Consider the following 19,165-nt stretch of genomic DNA (forward strand, 5'->3'; position numbering starts at 1 on the left):
GACGGGTCGGCGTGACCGGTGGCCACGCCGACCCCGTACCGCCGCTCAGGCGCTCTGGGTGTCCTTCGCGCGGGCGGCGAGGGCGCGCACGACGCCGTCGCGGCCCTCGGCGACCAGCCGGCGCAGCGGCCCCGGGTGGCCCTCGCCGGCCAGCCACGCGTCGGTGGCCGCCACCGTGTCGTCCTCCACCTGGTAGGCCGGGTAGGCAAGCTGGACGAACTCCTGCGCCGGCTCGCTGTCCCGGCTGGCCCACACCTGGGCCACCGTGGCGAAGTAACGGTCCCGGTAGGGGGCGACCAGCTCCACCTGAGCCGGGTGGGTGAAGCCCTGCAACAGCGCCCGGTGCCGCCAGTTCGGCAGCGTGTCCGGTCCGGTCAGCTGGGCCCAGACCGCGGCCTTGTTCTCCGGGGTCGGCACCAGCGCGTGCGCGTACGCCGCCTCCCGCTCACCGCTGGCGGTACGGTCACCGGCCAGCTCCGCCTCGATCTCGGCCGCGCCGGCCGCCCCGTTGGCGACCAGCGCCGCCAGGACGGTCCACCGCAGCTCGGTGTCGACGGTCAGCCCGGCCGGCACCTCGCCGCCGTTCAACCAGCCACGCAGCACGGCCAGGTCCTCCGGGGCGCGGGCCGCCGAGGCGTACGCGCGGGCCCAGGCGAGCTGGAAGCCGCTGCCCGGCTCGGCGGCGGCCAGCGCGGTCCGCGCGGTGCGGGCCAGCTCCGCCCAGCCGGTCGGCGCCCACGCCGGGTCGGCGTAGAAGACGAGCGTGCTGGACGCCTGGCGCAGGGTGGCCGTCACCAGGTTGATGTCGGTCTCCGCCGGAAGCCCGGCGAGCACCAGCGCCACGTAGTCCCGAGCGGCCAGCTCGGCGTCCCGGAGCATGTCCCAGGCCGCGGTCCAGCACAGCGCCCGGGCCAGCGACGACTCGAAGCCGGCGATGTGCTGCACCACGGTGGCCATCGAGCGCTCGTCCAGGCGCAACTTGGTGTAGGTGAGGTCGTCGTCGTTGAGCAGCAGCACGTCGGCGGCCCGCACCCCGGCCAGCTCGGTCAGCTCGGTCCGCTCGCCGGCCACGTCGACCTCGTACCGCTCGCGGCGGACCAGCCGGCCGTCGGTCAGGTCGTACAGGCCCACCCCGATGCGGTGCGTCCGCAGCGTGGGGTGCCCGGTCGGCGCGTCCTGCCGGACCACCACCCGTTGGTAGCTGCCGTCCGGACCGGTCTCCACCTCCGGCCGCAGCGTGTTGACCTGCGCGGTCTCCAGCCACTGTGCGGCGAACTTGCGCAGCTCCCGGCCGGAGGCGGCCTCCAGCTCGGAGAGCAGGTCGTCGAAGGTGGCGTTGCCCCACGCGTGCTTGCCGAAGTACGCCCGCAGCCCGGCCAGGAACGGCTCCTCGCCCACGTACGCGACGAGCTGCTTGAGCACGCTCGCGCCCTTGGCGTACGTGATGCCGTCGAAGTTGACCTCGACGGCCTCCAGGTCCGGCATCTCGCAGTACACCGGGTGGGTGGAGGAGAGCTGGTCCTGCCGGTAGCCCCAGTTCTTCCGGATGGACAGGAAGGTCGTCCACGCCTCGTCGAACCGGGTGGCGTGGGTGTTGCACCAGTGGCTGGCCCACTCCGCGAACGACTCGTTCAGCCACAGGTCGTTCCACCAGCGCATGGTGACCAGGTCGCCGAACCACATGTGGGCCAGCTCGTGCAGGATCGTGTTGGCCCGCTGCTCGTACTCGAAGTCGGTGACCTGCGAGCGGAACAGGTAGTGCGACTCGGCGTGCGTGACGCAGCCGAAGTTCTCCATCGCGCCGGCGTTGAAGTCGGGCACCCAGAGCTGGTCGTACTTCGGCAGCGGGTAGCGCACCCCGAACTTCTCGTGGAAGAAGTCGAAGCCCTGCTTGGTGATCAGGAACAGGTCGTCCGAGTCCAGGTGGCGGGCCATCGAGGCCCGGCAGAACACGCCCAGGTCGATGCCGTCGTGACTGTCCCGCACCTCGTGGTACGGCCCGGCGCAGAGCGCGGTGATGTAGGTGCTCATCCGCGCCGACTCGACGAAGTGGACGGCCTTCAGTCCCTCGCCGGCCGGCTCCTCGCGCTCCACCGGCATGTTGGAGACGACCGTCCAGTGCGCCGGCACGGTGGCGTGCCAGGTGTAGACGCTCTTCAGGTCGGGCTGGTCGAAGGCGGCGAACACCCGCTGCGCGTCGGCGGTCTCGAACTGGCTGTAGAGGTAGATCTCGCCGTCGACCGGGTCCACCGCGCGGTGCAGGCCCTGCCCACTGTTCGAGTACGCGAAGTCGGCGTCCACCACCAGCGTGTTCTCGGCGGCCAGGCCGGGCAGCGCCAGCCCCTTCTCCGCCGACCAGCCGGCCAGGTCCAGCTCGACGCCGTTCAGGGTCGCGGAGCGCACCTGATCGGCGGCCACCTCGATGAAGGTGCTCGCACCCGGCTCGCCGCACCGGAAGCGCACCTCGGTGGTCGACCGGAAGGTGCGGCCGGTGGCCACCTCGACGGCCGTGGACAGGTCCAGACTGATGTCGTACCCGGTCACCTCGAGCAGGCGGGCCCTCTCGGTCGCCTCGACCTGTGTCAGGTTGCGCACTCCCGGCACTGTTCGTCTCCATCCCATTTTCGGCGAACGCCACCCCGGCGCCGTCCTCGGCCGCTCGTGGCAGCCGGTGCGCTCCGAGTCTTCCATGCGCAGGGCCCCACGGTGGGCCAGCTCACGCTCTCATTCCGGTGCCGGTCGATGGTCGGCGGGGTGAAGATCGGTACAGGCGTCGGAGGGCCGGCGTCACCCGTCGTGAAGGGACCTCACCGTGAGCGAGCGCGCCGCCGTCGACATGTGGTTCGACCCCATCTGCCCCTGGGCGTGGATCACCTCCCGTTGGCTGCTGGAGGTCGAGCGGGTGCGGGACGTCGACATCCGATACCACGTGATGAGCCTGTCGGTGCTCAACGAGGGCCGGGACCTCCCGGAGGAGTACCAGGAACTGATGCGTACCGGGTGGGGTCCGGTCCGCGTCTGCATCGCCGTCGAGCAGCGGTACGGCGCCGACGCGGTGCGGAACCTCTACACCGCGCTCGGCACCCGCATCCACCTCGGGCAGGAGAAGCTCTCCCCGGAGCTGTACGCCGCCGCGCTGACCGACGCCGGGCTGGACCCGACGCTGGCCGAGGCGGCCGAGAGCACCGGGTACGACGAGGCGCTGCGCGCCAGCCACGAGGCCGGCATGCGTCCGGTCGGCACCGACGTCGGCACCCCGGTCGTGCACGCCCCCGGCCCGGACGGCACCCCGGTCGCCTTCTTCGGTCCGGTCATCACGCCCGCCCCGAAGGGCGAGGCCGCCGGCCGGCTCTGGGACGGCGTGCTTCTGGTGGCCGGCACCCCGGGCTTCTACGAGCTGAAGCGCACCCGCGAACTCGGCCCCACCTTCGACTGAGGTGTAAGGAAGGGCCCCTTGTTAACGCCTGGCGTTGTACCGGGGGCCCTTGTTAACGCGCCCCGCCGCGCGCGTCCCCGTGCCGTCCGCGCCTCGAGCCCTGGGCCGGTCGCGCCATGTGCGCGCCTTGTGCCGCCCGCGCCCGCCCCGTCACCGGGCGGCGGGAGAATTCGTTGGCCTCCATGTCCGCGCAGCGACCGGCAGGTCCGTTCCCGCAGTCTCGTGGAGGCATTCCCGATGGCCAAGCACCGTGCGCCCGGTGACGATCCGATCGGCGAGGTGGAGGTGACGGGCAGTCCCGACGCGTACTGGTCGGTCGACGACTCCCGCTGGCCGACGCTCCGGCCCGACCTGCCCGCCGAGATGGCCGATCTGCTCGCGCCGCCGATCGTGGTCGGCGTGGCCCGCGTGCCGGCCGCGTTCCGGCTCACCCCGCCCGGCGGGAGGCCCGCCGACCGTGCCCGTCCGGCCCCCGCGCCCCGGCAACCGGCCGCACCGGCAGTGACCGGAGGCAGGCACCGCCGCACCCTCGACCGTCACTGTTAACAGGGGACCCTTCCTCTACCGCAGGCGTTAACAGGGGGCCCTTCCTTTCACCTGATGGGCGGGGTGTGGGTCCGGGGCGGGCGGGGGAGCCGGCACCGGTAGCGTCGTCGCCATGACGGTCGTGCATCCGATCGCCCGGGCCTGGATCACCACTGGCGGCACCGGCGCGCAGAACTACGACGAGTTCGCCGACGACGCGGAGATCACCGCGATCATCGAGGCGAACCCGCACAGTGCCCTCGGCATCGAGATGCCGCACCGGGCGCCGGAGAGCGTCGGGAAGTCCTTCCTCGACGCGTTGCCGGACGCGGTGGCCCGGTTCGCCGAGGCGAAGGCCGACGGCAGCTACACCCCCGCCGAGCAGGTGGTGGTGCTCTACCGGATCAGCGCGCCGGGAGAGGAGTCCGCGTACGGGCTCTTCGGCATGGTCGACACCGACCAGATCTCCACCCGCGCGGACGAGCCGGGGCTGGTGATCCGCAACGAGGACGTGTTCATCGCCAAGGTGCGCGAGCGGGTGGCGCTGGCCGAGGCGCTGGGTCACCTGCTCTCCCCGGTACTCCTGTTGCAGACCGGTCGCGGCGACGAGCTGCACGCCGCGTTGGCGGCGGCGACCGAGGCGGCGGGCGCGCCGGCCGCGACCGACACCGACCAGGCCGGGCGCACGCACGCCATCTGGCTGCTCGGCCCGGGCCCCGAGCAGGACGCGCTGACCGCTCTGGCCGGCGGCGGCGAGCTGGTGGTCGCCGACGGCAACCACCGCAGCCTGGCCGCCCAGACCGGCGGGCTGCCGCGCTTCCTGGCCGTGGTCACCACCCCGGCCTCGGTCGCCATCCAGCCCTACAACCGGCTGGTCAGCGAGCTGACCACCACGCCGGAGGAGCTGCTCGACCGGCTCCGCGCCGCCGGCGCGGAGATCACCGACGTGGACGGCCCGGTCGAGGTCCCGGCGGCCGGCGGCACCGTCGTGCTCCGGCTCCCGACCGGGGCGTACGCGGTGCGCCTCCCGCACGTCGCCGGGTCCCGCCTGGAGAATCTGGATCACGCACTGGTCGAGCGGCTGTTGCTGCGCGACGCGCTGGGGCTGGATCCGGGCGACAAGCGGATCACCTACGTCGGCGGTGACTACCCGGCGAGCTGGCTGGCCGGCGAGGTCGACGCCGGCCGGGCGGAACTGGCGATCCTGGTCGCCCCGGTGACCGTGGACGACTTCGTCGCGGTGAACCTGGCCCGGGAGAAGATGCCGCGAAAGAGCACCTGGTTCACCCCGAAGGCGCGCGGTGGCCTGGTGGTCGCCGAGCTGCCCCGCTGACCGCTGTGACATTTCCGCTCCGGGACGCCGCCCGCGCGGTGTCCCGGAGCGCGGCCTGAGAGACTGCGCTCCATGCGCGTCTACCTGGGATCCGACCACGCCGGTTTCGAGCTGAAGGTGCACCTGGCCAACCATCTGGCCACGCAGGGGTACGACGTGGTCGACGTCGGCCCGCAGACCTTCGACCCGGACGACGACTACCCGGCGTTCTGCCTGCACACCGGCCACCGGGTGGTGACCGACGCGGGCAGCCTCGGCGTCGTGATCGGCGGCTCGGGCAACGGCGAGCAGATCGCCGCCAACAAGATCGCCGGCGTACGGTCGGCGCTGGCCTGGAACGTCGAGACCGCGGAGCTGGCCCGTGGGCACAACGACGCGAACGTGGTCGCCGTCGGCGCCCGCCAGCACACCCTGGACGAGGCGACCGCCATCGTGGAGGCGTTCCTCGCCACGCCGTTCTCCGGCAACGAGCGGCACGCGCGCCGGATCACCCAGGTGGCCGACTACGAGCGCACCCACCAGCTCCCGCCCCTGCCCTGAGCCGTCCCCCGTGGCCGTGCGGCCGGCCGATGCCGGCCGCCGTGCGGCCGCGGGACCCGCTCGGCACGTCCGGGTCCGGAGGGTGAACGGCGTCCGGGGAGCCGGCCAGCACGAAGTCCCGGACCGACCGGTACCGGGTACGCGTCACCGCCGGGCCGGGCCGAGCATCCCGTCGACGGTGGCCAGCAGAGCCTCCGTCGGGGTGATGCCGCTGCTCCTGCCGGCGACGAGGGCCGGGCAGGGGGCCCGCCGCAGCCAGAACTCCGCGGTGGCGCCGGTGGCGTCCGCGACGAGCAGCGTGTCCAGGACGGTCGGTGGCGGGTAGCCGGGGTAGCTGCCGCAGTTGGTGACCCTGCCCCGGTCGAGGGCGGCGTTGAGGGCTTGGCGGAGGGTGTCGGCGGTGTCCCGGTCACTCTGCTGCCGGACCAGCCCGGCGCGGGTGTCACCCACCTCGTACCGGCAGGCGGTCACCGCCACCAGCCGGCTCGGCAGGCCGGGGTTCCGGCCGGGATTGTTGATCGAGATCTGGTCCTTCGGCCCGCTGCGCGTCGGGGTCAGCCGAAGCCCGTCGGTGGGCAGGCTGGGGGCGCAGGCCGGGGTGGCGATGGTCGCGGGCGGGGTCCGGGCGATCAGCTGCGCCCGGTACCGGTCGAGGAAGGTGGTGAGCAGCGCCGGGTCCTGTCCCCGTCCCGCCGATCCGCGCACCACGGCGGCGCAGTTCTCGTCGGTGTACACGGTCACCGGTGCCCGGTCCGGGTACCGCAGGACGTAGGCGAGCTCCCGGTGGACGGCCTTCCTGGTGCAGCGGAGTTCCTGGTCGGCGGCGTCTCCGGAGGCCGCCGAACCACTGCCCGGCCGGGCCGGCAGCCGGTTGAGGATCCGTACCACCTCGTCCACGCCGTCGGTCAGCACCCGCGGCTCGCTCAGCTCGACTCCGCCCGACCCCGCCGCGGACGGCACCTCACACGCGGTGATCTCCACGGCCCCGTCCGGCACCAGTGGTCCCCCCTCGCCGTACCGGGCCGCGCCGAAGTCCGGGAAATCCCGCAGGTCGACCGGGCAGCGGGTCTCGCCGAGGACGGTGGGGGCCACCGCGGGCGGCGCCGGAGCGGGCCGCTCCCCGGCGAGGGTCCGTACCCCGCCGAACCCGAGACCGACGACCAGGGCCACGGCGAGCGCACTGACCGCGACCCGGCGGCGCCGGTGCCGGCGTACCCGCCGCCCCACCGCGCCCAGCCGGTCCGGTGGCGCGGGCAGCGGGGGAACGGCCTCCAGCAGCAGGTACCTGATGTCCTCGTCCTCGTGCTTCACGTCACGACCTCCAGATGGCGTACAGCTCGAGATGCGGATCGGCGCGCAGTGTCCGCAGGGCGCGGGACGCCTGCACCTTGACCGTGCCGGGCGAACAACCGAGCAGCTCCGCCGTCTGCTCCACGCTCAGGTCCTCCACGTAGCGGAGCACCACGACCGCCCGTTGCTGGCGGGTGAGCCGGGCCAGGGCACGACGGAGGGCGTCCCGGTTCGCCGAGTCACCGGCCATGTCGCCGTACCCGGGCTCGTCCGGCGGCGGACCCGGGATCTCACCCCGCCAGCGCCGCCGCCACCAGGAGACGTACGTGGTGAAGAGGGCCCGACGCAGGTACGCCTCGGGATGGCCGACGGCCGCGATGGCGGCCCAACGCCGCCAGGCGTCGGCCAACACCGTCTGGAGCAGGTCCTCGGCGCGCCCCGTGTCACCGGTCAGCAGCCAGGCGGAGCGCAGCAGGGCGTCGGAACGCGCCGTGACGAACTCGGCGAAGCCCTCCGGTGGCGTCAGCCCCTGGGGTCGTGGCATGTGGATGTGCACCTCCCAACCGGTAAACGCGGTGGCGAGGCACCGAGGTAAACGCCGTCGGGTGGTGGATCCGTCGGTCAGCGGCGGGGGAGGTCCTCGCGGGGCGTCCAGTTGCGACGGACGACCTGCACCCGCGCCTCGGCCTCGGCCAGGTCCTCCTCGGTGGGGTGGGAGGCGTCCCGGGCCCGCATCGCGGCGGTCACGCCGACCTGGGAGGAACCGGGGCCGACGAGGCCCCGCAGCCCCCGCTCACCATCCTCACCGTGGCCACCCCGGCGGTGTCGGGGCGGTTCGCCGCCGTCGTGCACGCCGGGGGTGGCCGCGCTGGGCCCCTCGGTCGGTGGCGCGTCGCCGTGGTGCCGGTGCCGGCGTCGCCGTCTCTCCACGTCACCCATGGACCGACGGTACCCGCCCACCCCGCCCGGAGGCGGCCGTCGCCCCGCCCGGAAGCACCGCCGGCGACGGGGCCGTCGGCCCGGTCAGAAGATCTCCATGGCGGCGGGGGCACGGTGCCAGCCGAAGGCCGGTCCGGCGGCGGCCAGCGCACCCGGACGCCGCTCCTCGATCCGCCCGGCGGCGGCGAGCGCGGTCGCCCCGGCACCGCCCAGGTACAGCTCACCGAGGCAGCGCACGTCGCAGGCCAGGTCGGCGGGCAGGTCGGTCGGCACGCAGGTGGCGCCGTCCGGTCCGCCGGTGAGCCGCCACCGGCCGGTGTTCTCCGGCAGCAGGTCGTCGGTGACGTCGAGGACCACGTCGACGGCACCGGCATACCGGCGGGCGGCCAGCGCGGCCGGCACGTCCACCACCCGCAGCCACAGCGCGTCGACCAGGCTGGTGCCGAGTCGCCGCGGCTCGTTGACCAGGCGCGGCAGCGGCTCGTCGACCGCCGCCGACCGCCAGACCAGCCGCCGGGTCAGGTCCACCGAGAGCAGCATCCGCCACAGCGCCCGGTACCCGGCCGGTGTCGCCGCCACCATCTCGGAGACGGTCACGACGCCCTTCGGGCCGGCCTGGTCCCAGTCGCCCCGGGTGCGGAACAGGGCGTACCCGTCGACGGAGTCCGGGCCGTCGTGCAGCACCGCCCGCAGTTCGGTGGCCCCGCCCCGATGGGACGCCGGGTCGTTCAGCACGTACGTCCACCACCGCTCGTCCCGGGCGGACCAGCCGGGCCGGTCGGGACGCACCCGGTCGTACACCCGGGCCAGCTCGTCCCGGACGGCGGCCGGGTGGGCGACGCGGAGCCGGCCCTCGGCGGGCGTCGGGGCCGGCAGGCGCAGCTCGGTCGTGTCGCACTCGACGGAGAGCCGCTGGCTGGCCAGGCCGTACCCGAACCGGGGATAGATCCGCCCCTCGCTGGCCCACAGGACCGCCACCGGCTCCCGCGCGCCGTCCCGGACCGCGCGCAACTGCCGGCTCATCAGCCGGGTCAGCAGGCCCTGCCGGCGGTGGGTCGGCGCGACACCGACCATGCTGACGTGCGCGGCGGGCACCCCGGCCCCGGGCACGGTCAACTCCCGGGTGTACGCGGTGGCGCTGGCGACCAGCTCGGTGCCGTCGCGCACCACGAGCGTGCGCTCCGCTTCGAGCAGCGGACGCTCGGCCGCCCAGGATTCGGTGTCGAAGCCGCCGTGGAAGAGACCGTTGAGCAGGTCGCGCAGGTCGTCGAGGTCCTCCGGGCGGGCGGTGCGGATCTCCGTCGCGGTGTTCGTCACGTCGACCTGTCTAGTCCACCGGCGCGGTGCCCGGCGAGCATATTTGCCCCCTGGATACCCTCGGAGGTCGGACGGTGGCCGGGGGCCGCCGCCGGCCCAGGGGAGGGGACGAGATGGCAGACCAGACGCAGCCGTGGGCGGAGCGGACCGTCGAGGTGCCACCGCAGCCCGGCGTGCCGCAGCAGCGGGACCCGTACCGGCGGGGTGTCGCGTCCGTGGGCCAACGGCGCACGACGCGCACCGAGCCCTTCCCGGTCGTGCCGGACGAGCCGCACGGACCCCACGGCGATGGCTGGTCGCAGCCGCCTCGCCGGCCGCTGAGCTGGCACGTCGAGCAGCTCAAGCGCGGTGGCGAGTGGAGCGCGGCCGGCGCGCTGTTCGCGTTCGTCTGCTGGGGGATCTGGGCGATCTCCGGTGGCGGCAACCTCGCCGCGCCGTTGCTGATCTTCGTGCTCAGCCTGCTGGTGGCGGTCGGCCTGTTCGCGCTCTCCCGCCTGCTGGGCCGGGTGATCCTGGAACGGCAGCTCGGTCGGGTGCGGCACACCGCCCGGGGTGCGCACCTGGTGACGGCGGTGTTCCTCGCCGGCGTCGGGATCGCCTGGCTCCAGCAGACCGAGTGGGTCGTGTCGGCCTGGAACTGGGTCACCAACCTCTGACCGTACGCCCGGGCGGGCCGGCGCTCACGCCGCCCGCCCGCGCGCCCGGTCGCGGGGCTCCGCGACCCCGTCGTCCTCCACCAGGTCGGCGCTTCATACCCAACCGGAGCCGGATCATCCGTGCCCGGCCCCACCCACACTCCCGCGATCTTGCACTTTCGGTCGCCCAGATGTCGGTTCAGCACGGTTCTGTCCCGACACGAGGTGCAAGATCGCGCGGGATGGGTGGGGTCAGGGGCCGCAGTAGAGCAGCCGGTTCGGTGTGCCGGCGACCACCGAGCCGACCACCCCGACCGTCGCCCGGCCGGTCAGGTGGGCGGACACCTGCGCCGGGGTCCAGGTCGGGTTCGCCGCGAGGGCCAGCGCGACACAGCCGGCGACGTGTGCCGCGGCCGTCGAGCCGCCGCTGAGCACCGCGACGGCGGCGTCGCCGGTGTGCCAGGCCGACGGGATGTTCGCCCCCGGCGCGTACAGGTCCAGGCAGGAGCCGTAATTGCCGCTGGGCATCCGCCCGTCCGACGCGGTGGTGCCCGCGACGGTCAGCGCCGCCGGGACCCGGGCCGGCGAGAAGGCGCACGCGTCGGCGTTCGCGCTGCCGGCCGTCACCACGTACGGGATGCCGGCGGCGACGGACCGGTTCACCGCCGCGTCCAGCGTGGCGCTGGCGGTCGCACCGAGTGCCAGCAGCGCCACCGCCGGCCGCGCGGCGTTGGCGGTGACCCAGTCGATGCCGGCGACGACCTTGGCGAGCGAGCCGCTGCCGGTGCAGCCCAGCACCCGTACCGGCCGGAGCCGGACCTCCTTCGCCACCCCGTACCGGGAGCCGCCGACGGTGCCGGCCAGGTGGGTGCCGTGGCCGTTGCAGTCGTCCGCCGGGCCACCGTCGACCAGGTCGACGCCCCCGCCGGCCCGACCACCGAAGTCACCGTGCGTCGCGCGCACGCCGGTGTCCAGGACGTACGCGTGCACGTTCGGCGCGGTGTTCGGGTAGGCGTACCGGCCGTCCAGCGGCAGCCGGCGCTGGTCGATGCGGTCCAGCCCCCAGGACGGCGGGTTGAGCTGCACCCCCGGGCCGGCCAGGCGCACCATCCGGTCCTGCTCCACCCAGGCCACCGCAGGGTCGGCGGCCAGCCGGCGGGCCACCCCGGCGGGCATGCGCGCCTGGAATCCTTTGACCGTGTCCGCGTACACCTGCCCGGGGTGTGCCCCGTGCCGGGCGGCGATCGTCGCCGCGGTCCGCGCGACCGCCGCCCGCCGCTGGGGGCCGGACTCCCGGACGGCGTCCGCGCGCAGCACGACCAGGTAGCTGCCGGCCACCGCGGTCGCGGCCGGCGCGGCCAGCACCCGACCCTCGGCGGGCGCCGCGCCCGCCGGTACGCCGGTCGCCGCGCCGCCGGCGGCCACCGTGAGCAGGGTCGCCGCGGCAAGCCGCCACCAGCGGGTACGGGGAAGTGTCATCGGTCCTCCTCCGGTTCGGCCGCCGGTTGCTCGTGGCCGTCGGCAGCCAGGGGCGTTGGGGAGAGGGTACCGATCAGATTGATCGCAATGAATGCTCTGGTGTTTTCCAGGCCCGGCCCTCGGCTCAGTCGTCGGCTCAGTCGTCGGCGATCCGGATGCCCAGCGCGGCGGCCAGGCTGTACGACAATGCCGGCAGATCCTGGTGGCTCACCACCACGCCGTCCCAGCTCGTCACCCCGCCGACGTCCAGCAGGGTGCAGTCCCGGAACCGGGTGCCGGCCATCCTGGCCTGGGAGAACTGGGCCCGGGTGAGGTCACAGCCGGTGAACTGGACGCCGGACAGGTCGGCGCCGGTGAAGTCGGCCCTGGTCAGGTTGCAGCCGGTGAAGGAGGCGGCGCCGAACCGGGAGTACCGCCACGCCGACAGGTCCAGCCGGCACTCGTCCAACGTCACGTCCCGGACCACGCCGTCGGTCCAGGTGAAGCCGGTCATCCGGGCTGCCGACAGGCTGGTACGGATGAGCGAGGAGCGCTCGGCGTGCAGGTTGGCCAGGCTGCCGCGCGCGAAGACGCAGTCCAGGAACGCGGCCCGGTCCAGGGTCACCCGGGACAGGTCGACGCCCCGGAACCGGCACTGCGCGAACTCCACCGACTCCACCGTCCGGCCGCCGAGATCGAGGTCGGCGAAGTCCAGCCGCCGGTAGCCGGCCTCGGGTTCGGGCTCGTGCTCGGGCAGCGCCGCCGTCGTCAGCGACGGCGGTAGGCGGGGCTGTGGGGGAACGTCGGCTCGTTCGGCCGCGCGGCGCTCTCGGTGGGCGGGCACCCGTCCCACCGTAGTCAGCCCCACCGGCGTCGGGGGTGCTCCCGGTCGGGCGCGCTCAGCCCGCTGCCGCGAGAGGCGGATCGGGATGCTCCCTCTGACCTGGGTCGGAGGGCTGTGGAGCGGGCGACGGGAATCGAACCCGCGTAGTCAGTTTGGAAGACTGAAGCTCTACCATTGAGCTACGCCCGCGTACGCCCCGACCGGGGCGCGTCGTCAGCGTACCGAATCCCGATCGTGCTCGCGCATCCCCCTTCCCCGCGCGCCGGGACGGGCGTGATCCACCCGAGGTCAGGGAAGTCGGGCCATCCTCGGGCCGGGACACCCCAACTTCCGGGACATGGTGGCCTCCGCCCGCCAGAGCTGGCCTCCGCCCGCCCCTGGGATCCGGCCTCCGACCGCCGGGGGCGCGCGGTTTGTCTGATTCGGGGGAGTTCGGCGCGTTGGCTTCGGCCCGGGCGCCTGGCGCGGGTGCCGACGGCATAGACTGCTTCCCGCCACGGGGTGTGGCGCAGCTTGGTAGCGCACTCGCTTTGGGAGCGAGGGGCCGTGGGTTCAAATCCCGCCACCCCGACTGCCGTCCGCGGCCGGGTCGCCCCGGGCGCCGCCGATCCGTCCGCGGCCCCGGGCGCTGCCGGGGTGCCGCTCCGGCTCGCCTACACTCGATGGGCTGATCGAAAGCCCAGAATCAAAACCGAGATCCGTCAAGGAGTACGCCTGTGAAGAGCACCGTCGAGACTCTGAGCCCGACGCGCGTGCGGCTCGCCATCGAGGTGCCGTTCGTCGAGCTCGAGCCGAGCCTCAGGAAGGCGTACCGGGAGATCGGTTCGCAGGTGCAGGTGCCCGGCTTCCGTCGGGGCAAGGTCCCGACCGCCGTGATCGACCAGCGGGTCGGCCGGGGCACCGTCCTCAACGAGGCGGTGCAGGAGGCCATCCCGCAGAACATCCTCGCCGCGGTCCGCGAGCACGACCTGAAGACCCTCGGTCGTCCCGAGGTGGAGATCACCGAGTTCAACGACGGTGACTCGCTCAACTTCACCGCCGAGGTGGACGTCCGGCCGGAGATCACCCTGCCGGACCCGGCCACCGTCGAGGTGACCGTGGACGAGCTCCAGATCGACGAGAGCGAGATCGACGAGCAGGTCAAGAGCCTGCGCGAGCGGTTCGCCACCCTGAAGACCGTCGAGCGGGCCGCCGCCGAGGGTGACTTCGTGCAGATCGACCTGAACGCCACGGTCGACGGCGAGGACGTGCCGGGTGGTTCGGCGAGCAACATCTCCCACGAGGTGGGCAGCAAGCAGCTCCTGCCGGGCCTGGACGAGGCCGTCGTCGGCCTCGCCGCCGGTGACAGCACCACCTTCACCACCCAGCTGGTGGGCGGCGACTTCGCCGGCCGCGACGCCGACGTGGCGGTGACCGTCCGCACGGTCAAGGAGAAGGAACTGCCCGAGCTGAACGACGAGTTCGCGCAGATGGCGAGCGAGTTCGACACGATCGAGGAGCTGCGCGGCGACCTGCGTGAGCGGGTCACCCGGGGCAAGCGGGTCGAGCAGATCTACGCCGCCCGGGACAAGGCCCTGGAGCAGCTCGTCGCCGCGGCCGAGGTACCGGCGCCGGAGGGTGTCGTCCGCGAGGAGGTCGAGAGCCGCAAGGCGGCGATGGTCGACCAGCTGGAGCGGATCGGCGCCTCGATGGAGGAATACCTGTCGGCCGAGGACAAGACCGAGGAGCAGATCGACGCCGAGCTGACCGAGGCGGCCACCGAGGGTGTCAAGATCCAGCTCCTGCTGGACACCCTGGCCGACGCGGAGGACGTGCAGGTCTCCGACGACGAGTTCGGGCACGAGATCGTGCACCGCGCCCAGCGCGCCGGCATGGCCCCCCAGCAGTACTACGACCAGCTGGTCCGCTCCGGCGCGGCCGCCGCCGTCTTCGGCGACGTACGCCGGGGCAAGGCGCTGGCGTCGGTGATGGAGCGCATCAAGATCAAGGACGCGGCCGGCAACGAGGTGACGCTCGACGCGCTGCGTGCCGAGAACGAGGCCGAGCACAACCACGAGCACTGACCGTCGGGCACGGCCGCCGTCCATCCCTCGCGGTGGGCGGCGGCCGAAGCCCTTTTCGGGTACGTCTGGCGAAGGCTGCGCTGTCAGCGAACAGTGGCCCGACCGGGAGTGCGTCACCCGATCAAGCGGTTAGTGTCGGTGAAGACGGTACGGAGAGCGAAGGGCTGCCATGACCGACATGCACATCCCAGCGAAGCCACTCCGGGCGATCGAGGCCCGCGGCGGCGACACCATTGGCAACCTCGACGACTCGGTCTACAACCGGTTGCTCAAGGAGCGCATCATCTTCCTGGGCAGCGAGGTGACCGACCAGGTCGCCAACCGCATCTGCGCGCAGCTGCTGCTGCTCGCCGCGGAGGACCCGGACCGCGACATCAACCTGTGGATCAACTCGCCGGGTGGCTCCGTCTACTCCGGCATGGCGATCTACGACACCATGCAGTTCATCGACAACGACGTGTCGACCGTGGCGATGGGCATGGCCGCCTCCATGGGCCAGCTGCTCCTGTGCGCGGGCACCAAGGGCAAGCGCTACGCCCTGCCGCACGCCCGGATCATGATGCACCAGCCGTCCGGTGGCCTGGGCGGCACCGCCTCGGACATCGCGATCCAGGCGGAGCAGATGCTCTACACGAAGCGGATGTTCCAGGAGCGGGTCGCGCACCACACCGGCCAGGACCAGTCGCAGATCGAGGCCGACTCGGACCGGGACCGCTGGTTCACCGCCCAGGAGGCGATGGACTACGGCTTCATCGACAAGGTGATCATCGGGGCCGCCCAGGTTCCGGATGGCGCCGGGACCCTGAGCTGAGCGAGGAGCTGACGATGACCGACCTGAGCCTGCCGCCCCAGTTCGCGGCCGTGCACAACCGCTACGTCCTTCCGTCGTTCGTCGAGCGCACGTCGTACGGGGTCAAGGAGTCCAACCCGTACAACAAGCTCTTCGAGGACCGGATCATCTTCCTCGGCGTCCAGGTGGACGACGCGTCGGCCAACGACGTGATGGCGCAGCTGCTGACGCTCGAGGGCACCGACCCGGACCGCGACATCATCATGTACATCAACTCGCCCGGCGGTTCGTTCACCGCCATGACGGCGATCTACGACACCATGCAGTACGTCCGCCCGGACATCCAGACGGTGTGCCTGGGGCAGGCGGCCAGCGCGGCGGCGGTGCTGCTCTCGGCCGGCACCCCGGGCAAGCGGATGGCCCTGCCGAACTCCCGGATCATCATCCACCAGCCGGCCACCGAGGGCGGCTACGGGCAGGGCTCGGACATCGAGATCCAGGCCCGGGAGATCCTGCGGATGCGGACCCAGCTGGAGGAGATGCTCTCCCGGCACTGCAACCGTCCGATCGAGCAGGTTCGCAAGGACATCGACCGTGACAAGATCATGACGGCCGAGGAGTCCAAGGAGTACGGGTTGGTGGACACGATCCTCACCAGCCGCAAGAAGGGTCTGCTGGCCGCCAACGCCGCCAGCTGAGCAGCTCGGGTCGGAGGTCGGCCGGGTTCGTTCCCGGCCGACCTCTGACACACCCGTTTTGGGGGTCGGAGAAACCTCCGCCAGCGGGTAACGTCGGTCCCGTACCGCTTCGCCGGTCGGGGCCGGCGAGGTTGAGGAGACGGACGGAGCGCAGCGTCCGCAGGTCAGGGCCGGGACTCCGGCCGATGAGTGCAGGGAGAACGTAGGTGGCACGGATCGGTGACGGCGGCGACCTACTCAAGTGCTCCTTCTGCGGCAAGTCGCAGAAGCAGGTCAAGAAACTCATCGCGGGCCCAGGGGTCTACATCTGCGACGAGTGCATCGACCTCTGCAACGAGATCATCGAGGAGGAGCTGGCCGAGTCCGGCGAGGTGAAGTGGGAAGAGCTTCCCAAGCCGATGGAGATCTGCCAGTTCCTCGACAACTACGTCGTGGGGCAGGACCAGGCGAAGAAGGCCCTCGCCGTCGCGGTCTACAACCACTACAAGCGGATCCAGGCCGAGGCGGCCGGCGCGCCGGGCTCCGGCAGCGACGCCGTCGAGCTGGCCAAGTCCAACATCCTGCTCCTGGGCCCCACCGGTTGCGGCAAGACGCACCTCGCCCAGACCCTCGCCCGGATGCTCAACGTCCCCTTCGCGATCGCGGACGCGACCGCGTTGACCGAGGCCGGCTACGTCGGCGAGGACGTGGAGAACATCCTCCTCAAGCTGATCCAGGCCGCTGACTACGACATCAAGCGCGCCGAGACCGGCATCATCTACATCGACGAGGTCGACAAGATCGCCCGCAAGTCGGAGAACCCGTCGATCACGCGGGACGTCTCCGGCGAGGGGGTCCAGCAGGCGCTGCTGAAGATGCTGGAGGGCACCGTCTCCAACGTGCCGCCGCAGGGCGGTCGCAAGCACCCGCACCAGGAGTTCATCCAGATCGACACGACCAACGTCCTGTTCATCTGCGGTGGTGCCTTCGCCGGGCTCGACCAGATCATCGAGGCCCGCACCGGGCACGGCGGCACCGGCTTCGGTGCCCGGCTCCGGGCGGTCTCCGAGCGGTCGACCGACGACATCTTCAGCCAGGTCATGCCGGAGGACATGCTGAAGTTCGGGCTCATCCCCGAATTCATCGGCCGGCTCCCGGTGATCACCAACGTGCGCAGCCTCGACCGGTCGGCGCTGGTCCGCATCCTCACCGAGCCGCGCAACGCCCTCGTCCGGCAGTACCAGCGGCTCTTCGAACTCGACGGCGTCGAGCTGGAGTTCGAGGACCCGGCGCTGGAGGCCATCGCCGACCAGGCGATGCTGCGCGGCACGGGTGCCCGTGGCCTCCGCGCGATCATGGAAGAGGTCCTGCTCTCCGTGATGTACGAGGTGCCGAGCAACCCCGACGCCGCCCGCGTGCTGATCACCCGCGAGGTGGTCCTGGAGAACGTCAACCCGACCATCGTGCCGCGCGAGTTCACCGGCCGCCGGGCCCGGCGGGACCGCGAGGAGAAGTCGGCCTGACCTCGCCGTCGGCGTGACGGGGCGACCGGTCCGTCGCGCCGGCCGCACCCCTGTCGCCGTGAGGGCTGTCCCCGTACGCTGAGGTCCATGCGTGTCGCCGTCTGCCAGCTGAACGCGCGGGACGACCGCAAGGCCAATCTGGCGGCCGCGGAGGGCCTGCTGGACCGCGCGGCCGCCGGCGGCGCGGACGTGGCGGTCCTCCCGGAGTACGTCGACTATCTCGGCCCGGCCGCCGGGCTCCCCGAGCCGGAGCCGGTCGACGGCGAGGTCGGGTCGTTCTTCGCCGCCGCCGCCCGGCGCCTGGGCATGTGGGTGGTCGCGGGTTCGTTCCACGAGCGCGGTCCGGACCCGGAGCACACCTGGAACACCTCGCTGGTGTTCGACCGTTCCGGCGCGCTCGCGGCGAGCTACCGGAAGATCCACCTTTACGACGTGGAGATCCCCGGGCGGGTGTCCTACCTCGAGTCGGCGACCGTGGCGCCCGGCGACCAGCCGGTGGTGGTCGACGTCGAAGGACTCCGGGTCGGGCTGTCGATCTGCTACGACCTGCGCTTCCCCGAGTTGTACCGGCAGTTGGCCACCGACGGCGGCGCCCACCTGCTGGTGGTGCCGGCGGCGTTCATGATGCACACGGGGCGGGACCACTGGGAGGTCCTGTTGCGTGCGCGGGCGATCGAGAACCAGTGCTTCGTCGCCGCCGCCGGTCAGACCGGTGACCACGAGCCGGGCCGGACCTGTTTCGGGCGCAGCATGGTGGTCGACCCGTGGGGGACGGTGCTGACGCAGGTCCCGGACGGGCCCGGAGTGGCGTTCGCCGATCTCGACCTGGAGCGGTTGCGGACGATCCGCACCGAGCTGCCCAGCCTGGCGAACCGCCGGCTCTGACCGCTCAGCCCGGACGAGCCATCGGGCGGTGACCGCTCAGCCCTGGAGCAGGACGCCGACCACCGCGAAGCCGGCGATGGCGACCGCGGTGACGAGCAGCGCGGTGGTCATCCGTGTCGGTCCCCGGCGGGCCAGCCGGCGCACCGACGCCAGTACGGCGAGCAGCACGAGGGCCCCGATGACCAGTTGCCAGATCGGCAGCAGCAGTCCGAGCAGGGCATCCTCGGCGAGCACCGTCGTCGGGGAGCGCGGCAGGTCGTCCATGCCCGCAACTCTGACACGTCCGCGCCGGTTGCGGATGCCGCGACCGCTTCGAATGGAGGAAGAAGGCCCGTCCGGCACGGTGCCGTCGGTCCGTCGGCCGTCCGGACCGAGGCAGCGATGAACGTTGATTTGCGCTCGGGGGGCCATCCGCGTAACTTTCTCTCTGCACGCGGCAGGCCGGACAAACCGGCCGGGAGCGGGCGCCAGGCTCGTGGCGGAGACGCCGAGCGAGACTGAGGATCGGGCGGTGCGAAACACTCCGGACACGGGGTTGCGATCGCGAAGCCGACCGGGTAGAGTTCTGAAGCCGGCAGGAGCCGGGCGGATGGCTGCGAAAGCGGCATCGGCCGGTCTGCCACTTCCCGCACCATCAGCGCCACCGATCATCGGTGGGACTGATTCGCGGGCCGGAACGAACCAAGCTGATCGACTCGGAACCGAGTTTGACGGTGAGGAACGCGCCGGGTAGGTTAGAGAGGTTGCCCCGGATGGGGTTCTGCTGATGCGGAGCTTCGGATGGTGTGTGGTTGTTCTTTGAGAACTCAACAGGGTGCTTGATAAGCCAGTGCCAATTGTTTTATATCCCGGACTGGTCGAGCTTCGGTTTGGCTGGTTTGGATTCCTTTGGCAACATTTGTTTGTTGTC

Annotated in this window: 18 protein-coding genes and 2 tRNA genes; 11 read left to right on the plus strand and 9 right to left on the minus strand. The window is 72.3% G+C overall.

All coding sequences use genetic code 11. The annotated features are described in order from the left end of the window. Positions 1-45 precede the first annotated feature (45 nt). Positions 46-2,595, minus strand: a complete 2,550-nt coding sequence (gene pepN / locus D7223_RS23685; RefSeq protein ID WP_120730625.1) for an aminopeptidase N — start codon at positions 2,593-2,595, stop codon at positions 46-48. Positions 2,596-2,812: 217 nt separating this feature from the next. Between pepN and D7223_RS23690 the strand changes: the two genes are divergently transcribed. The 4 genes from D7223_RS23690 to D7223_RS23705 all read left to right on the plus strand — a co-directional run bounded on the left by D7223_RS23690 (position 2,813) and on the right by D7223_RS23705 (position 5,834). Continuing rightward, on the plus strand, positions 2,813-3,436 hold the full coding sequence (locus D7223_RS23690; protein WP_120730626.1) for a mycothiol-dependent nitroreductase Rv2466c family protein: 624 nt from the start codon (positions 2,813-2,815) through the stop codon (positions 3,434-3,436). Positions 3,437-3,673: 237 nt separating this feature from the next. Further along, positions 3,674-3,982, plus strand: coding sequence for a hypothetical protein (locus tag D7223_RS23695; RefSeq protein ID WP_120730627.1), 309 nt, complete (start codon positions 3,674-3,676; stop codon positions 3,980-3,982). 112 nt (positions 3,983-4,094) lie between these two features. Further along, complete coding sequence (locus D7223_RS23700; protein WP_120730628.1) at positions 4,095-5,294, plus strand: DUF1015 family protein; 1,200 nt, start codon at positions 4,095-4,097, stop codon at positions 5,292-5,294. Positions 5,295-5,366: 72 nt separating this feature from the next. Further along, entirely contained in the window at positions 5,367-5,834 is a 468-nt protein-coding gene (locus D7223_RS23705) for a ribose-5-phosphate isomerase (protein ID WP_120730629.1), read from the plus strand. Between the two features lie 144 nt (positions 5,835-5,978). Here the strand turns inward: D7223_RS23705 and D7223_RS23710 are convergent, their stop codons facing one another. The 4 genes from D7223_RS23710 to D7223_RS23725 form a co-directional block, all read right to left on the minus strand. After that, positions 5,979-7,145 (minus strand): hypothetical protein, encoded by a 1,167-nt coding sequence (locus D7223_RS23710; RefSeq protein ID WP_120730630.1) that lies wholly within the window; start codon positions 7,143-7,145, stop codon positions 5,979-5,981. Position 7,146: 1 nt separating this feature from the next. Further along, positions 7,147-7,668: a SigE family RNA polymerase sigma factor gene (locus tag D7223_RS23715; protein ID WP_120730631.1), complete on the minus strand. Its 522-nt coding sequence runs from the start codon at positions 7,666-7,668 to the stop codon at positions 7,147-7,149. 77 nt (positions 7,669-7,745) lie between these two features. Continuing rightward, positions 7,746-8,063 (minus strand): hypothetical protein, encoded by a 318-nt coding sequence (locus D7223_RS23720; protein WP_120730632.1) that lies wholly within the window; start codon positions 8,061-8,063, stop codon positions 7,746-7,748. 84 nt (positions 8,064-8,147) lie between these two features. Next, on the minus strand, positions 8,148-9,380 hold the full coding sequence (locus D7223_RS23725; RefSeq protein ID WP_120730633.1) for a GNAT family N-acetyltransferase: 1,233 nt from the start codon (positions 9,378-9,380) through the stop codon (positions 8,148-8,150). A gap of 113 nt (positions 9,381-9,493) precedes the next feature. Here D7223_RS23725 and D7223_RS23730 point away from each other — a divergent pair, with 113 nt between their 5' ends. Beyond that, positions 9,494-10,036, plus strand: coding sequence for a DUF2189 domain-containing protein (locus D7223_RS23730; protein ID WP_120730634.1), 543 nt, complete (start codon positions 9,494-9,496; stop codon positions 10,034-10,036). Positions 10,037-10,267: 231 nt separating this feature from the next. Here D7223_RS23730 and D7223_RS23735 read toward each other — a convergent pair whose 3' ends face one another. The 3 genes from D7223_RS23735 to D7223_RS23745 all read right to left on the minus strand — a co-directional run bounded on the left by D7223_RS23735 (position 10,268) and on the right by D7223_RS23745 (position 12,506). Then, positions 10,268-11,494, minus strand: a complete 1,227-nt coding sequence (locus D7223_RS23735) for a S8 family peptidase (RefSeq protein ID WP_120730635.1) — start codon at positions 11,492-11,494, stop codon at positions 10,268-10,270. 136 nt (positions 11,495-11,630) lie between these two features. Then, complete coding sequence (locus D7223_RS23740; protein ID WP_158610925.1) at positions 11,631-12,317, minus strand: pentapeptide repeat-containing protein; 687 nt, start codon at positions 12,315-12,317, stop codon at positions 11,631-11,633. Positions 12,318-12,432: 115 nt separating this feature from the next. After that, positions 12,433-12,506 (minus strand) — tRNA-Gly (locus D7223_RS23745). A gap of 308 nt (positions 12,507-12,814) precedes the next feature. Between D7223_RS23745 and D7223_RS23750 the strand changes: the two genes are divergently transcribed. The 6 genes from D7223_RS23750 to D7223_RS23775 all read left to right on the plus strand — a co-directional run bounded on the left by D7223_RS23750 (position 12,815) and on the right by D7223_RS23775 (position 18,255). Continuing rightward, a tRNA-Pro gene (locus D7223_RS23750) sits at positions 12,815-12,888 on the plus strand. A 145-nt stretch (positions 12,889-13,033) separates the two neighbouring features. Continuing rightward, on the plus strand, positions 13,034-14,380 hold the full coding sequence (gene tig / locus D7223_RS23755; RefSeq protein WP_120730637.1) for a trigger factor: 1,347 nt from the start codon (positions 13,034-13,036) through the stop codon (positions 14,378-14,380). A gap of 169 nt (positions 14,381-14,549) precedes the next feature. Further along, complete coding sequence (locus D7223_RS23760; RefSeq protein WP_120730638.1) at positions 14,550-15,191, plus strand: ATP-dependent Clp protease proteolytic subunit; 642 nt, start codon at positions 14,550-14,552, stop codon at positions 15,189-15,191. A 14-nt stretch (positions 15,192-15,205) separates the two neighbouring features. Beyond that, entirely contained in the window at positions 15,206-15,868 is a 663-nt protein-coding gene (locus tag D7223_RS23765) for an ATP-dependent Clp protease proteolytic subunit (RefSeq protein ID WP_120730639.1), read from the plus strand. 206 nt (positions 15,869-16,074) lie between these two features. Then, a complete protein-coding gene (clpX, locus tag D7223_RS23770; protein ID WP_120730640.1) occupies positions 16,075-17,370 on the plus strand; it encodes an ATP-dependent Clp protease ATP-binding subunit ClpX in 1,296 nt (431 codons plus the stop codon). A gap of 87 nt (positions 17,371-17,457) precedes the next feature. Then, positions 17,458-18,255, plus strand: coding sequence for a carbon-nitrogen hydrolase family protein (locus D7223_RS23775; RefSeq protein ID WP_120730641.1), 798 nt, complete (start codon positions 17,458-17,460; stop codon positions 18,253-18,255). Positions 18,256-18,291: 36 nt separating this feature from the next. Here the strand turns inward: D7223_RS23775 and D7223_RS23780 are convergent, their stop codons facing one another. Next, positions 18,292-18,519, minus strand: coding sequence for a hypothetical protein (locus D7223_RS23780; RefSeq protein WP_120730642.1), 228 nt, complete (start codon positions 18,517-18,519; stop codon positions 18,292-18,294). Positions 18,520-19,165: the final 646 nt, after the last annotated feature.

The organism is Micromonospora endolithica (genome assembly GCF_003626595.1).
Taxonomy (GTDB): Bacteria; Actinomycetota; Actinomycetes; order Mycobacteriales; family Micromonosporaceae; genus Micromonospora; species Micromonospora endolithica.

What these genes read in the sequence shown, in the direction of transcription:
- D7223_RS23705 (WP_120730629.1), top strand. Translation starts at nt 5,367, where the DNA reads ATGCGCGTCTACCTGGGATCCGACCACGCCGGTTTCGAGCTGAAGGTG.
- D7223_RS23730 (WP_120730634.1), top strand. Translation starts at nt 9,494, where the DNA reads ATGGCAGACCAGACGCAGCCGTGGGCGGAGCGGACCGTCGAGGTGCCA.
- D7223_RS23780 (WP_120730642.1), bottom strand. Translation starts at nt 18,519, where the DNA reads ATGGACGACCTGCCGCGCTCCCCGACGACGGTGCTCGCCGAGGATGCC.
- D7223_RS23775 (WP_120730641.1), top strand. Translation starts at nt 17,458, where the DNA reads ATGCGTGTCGCCGTCTGCCAGCTGAACGCGCGGGACGACCGCAAGGCC.
- D7223_RS23715 (WP_120730631.1), bottom strand. Translation starts at nt 7,668, where the DNA reads ATGCCACGACCCCAGGGGCTGACGCCACCGGAGGGCTTCGCCGAGTTC.
- D7223_RS23735 (WP_120730635.1), bottom strand. Translation starts at nt 11,494, where the DNA reads ATGACACTTCCCCGTACCCGCTGGTGGCGGCTTGCCGCGGCGACCCTG.
- D7223_RS23760 (WP_120730638.1), top strand. Translation starts at nt 14,550, where the DNA reads ATGACCGACATGCACATCCCAGCGAAGCCACTCCGGGCGATCGAGGCC.
- D7223_RS23720 (WP_120730632.1), bottom strand. Translation starts at nt 8,063, where the DNA reads ATGGGTGACGTGGAGAGACGGCGACGCCGGCACCGGCACCACGGCGAC.
- D7223_RS23700 (WP_120730628.1), top strand. Translation starts at nt 4,095, where the DNA reads ATGACGGTCGTGCATCCGATCGCCCGGGCCTGGATCACCACTGGCGGC.
- D7223_RS23695 (WP_120730627.1), top strand. Translation starts at nt 3,674, where the DNA reads ATGGCCAAGCACCGTGCGCCCGGTGACGATCCGATCGGCGAGGTGGAG.
- D7223_RS23765 (WP_120730639.1), top strand. Translation starts at nt 15,206, where the DNA reads ATGACCGACCTGAGCCTGCCGCCCCAGTTCGCGGCCGTGCACAACCGC.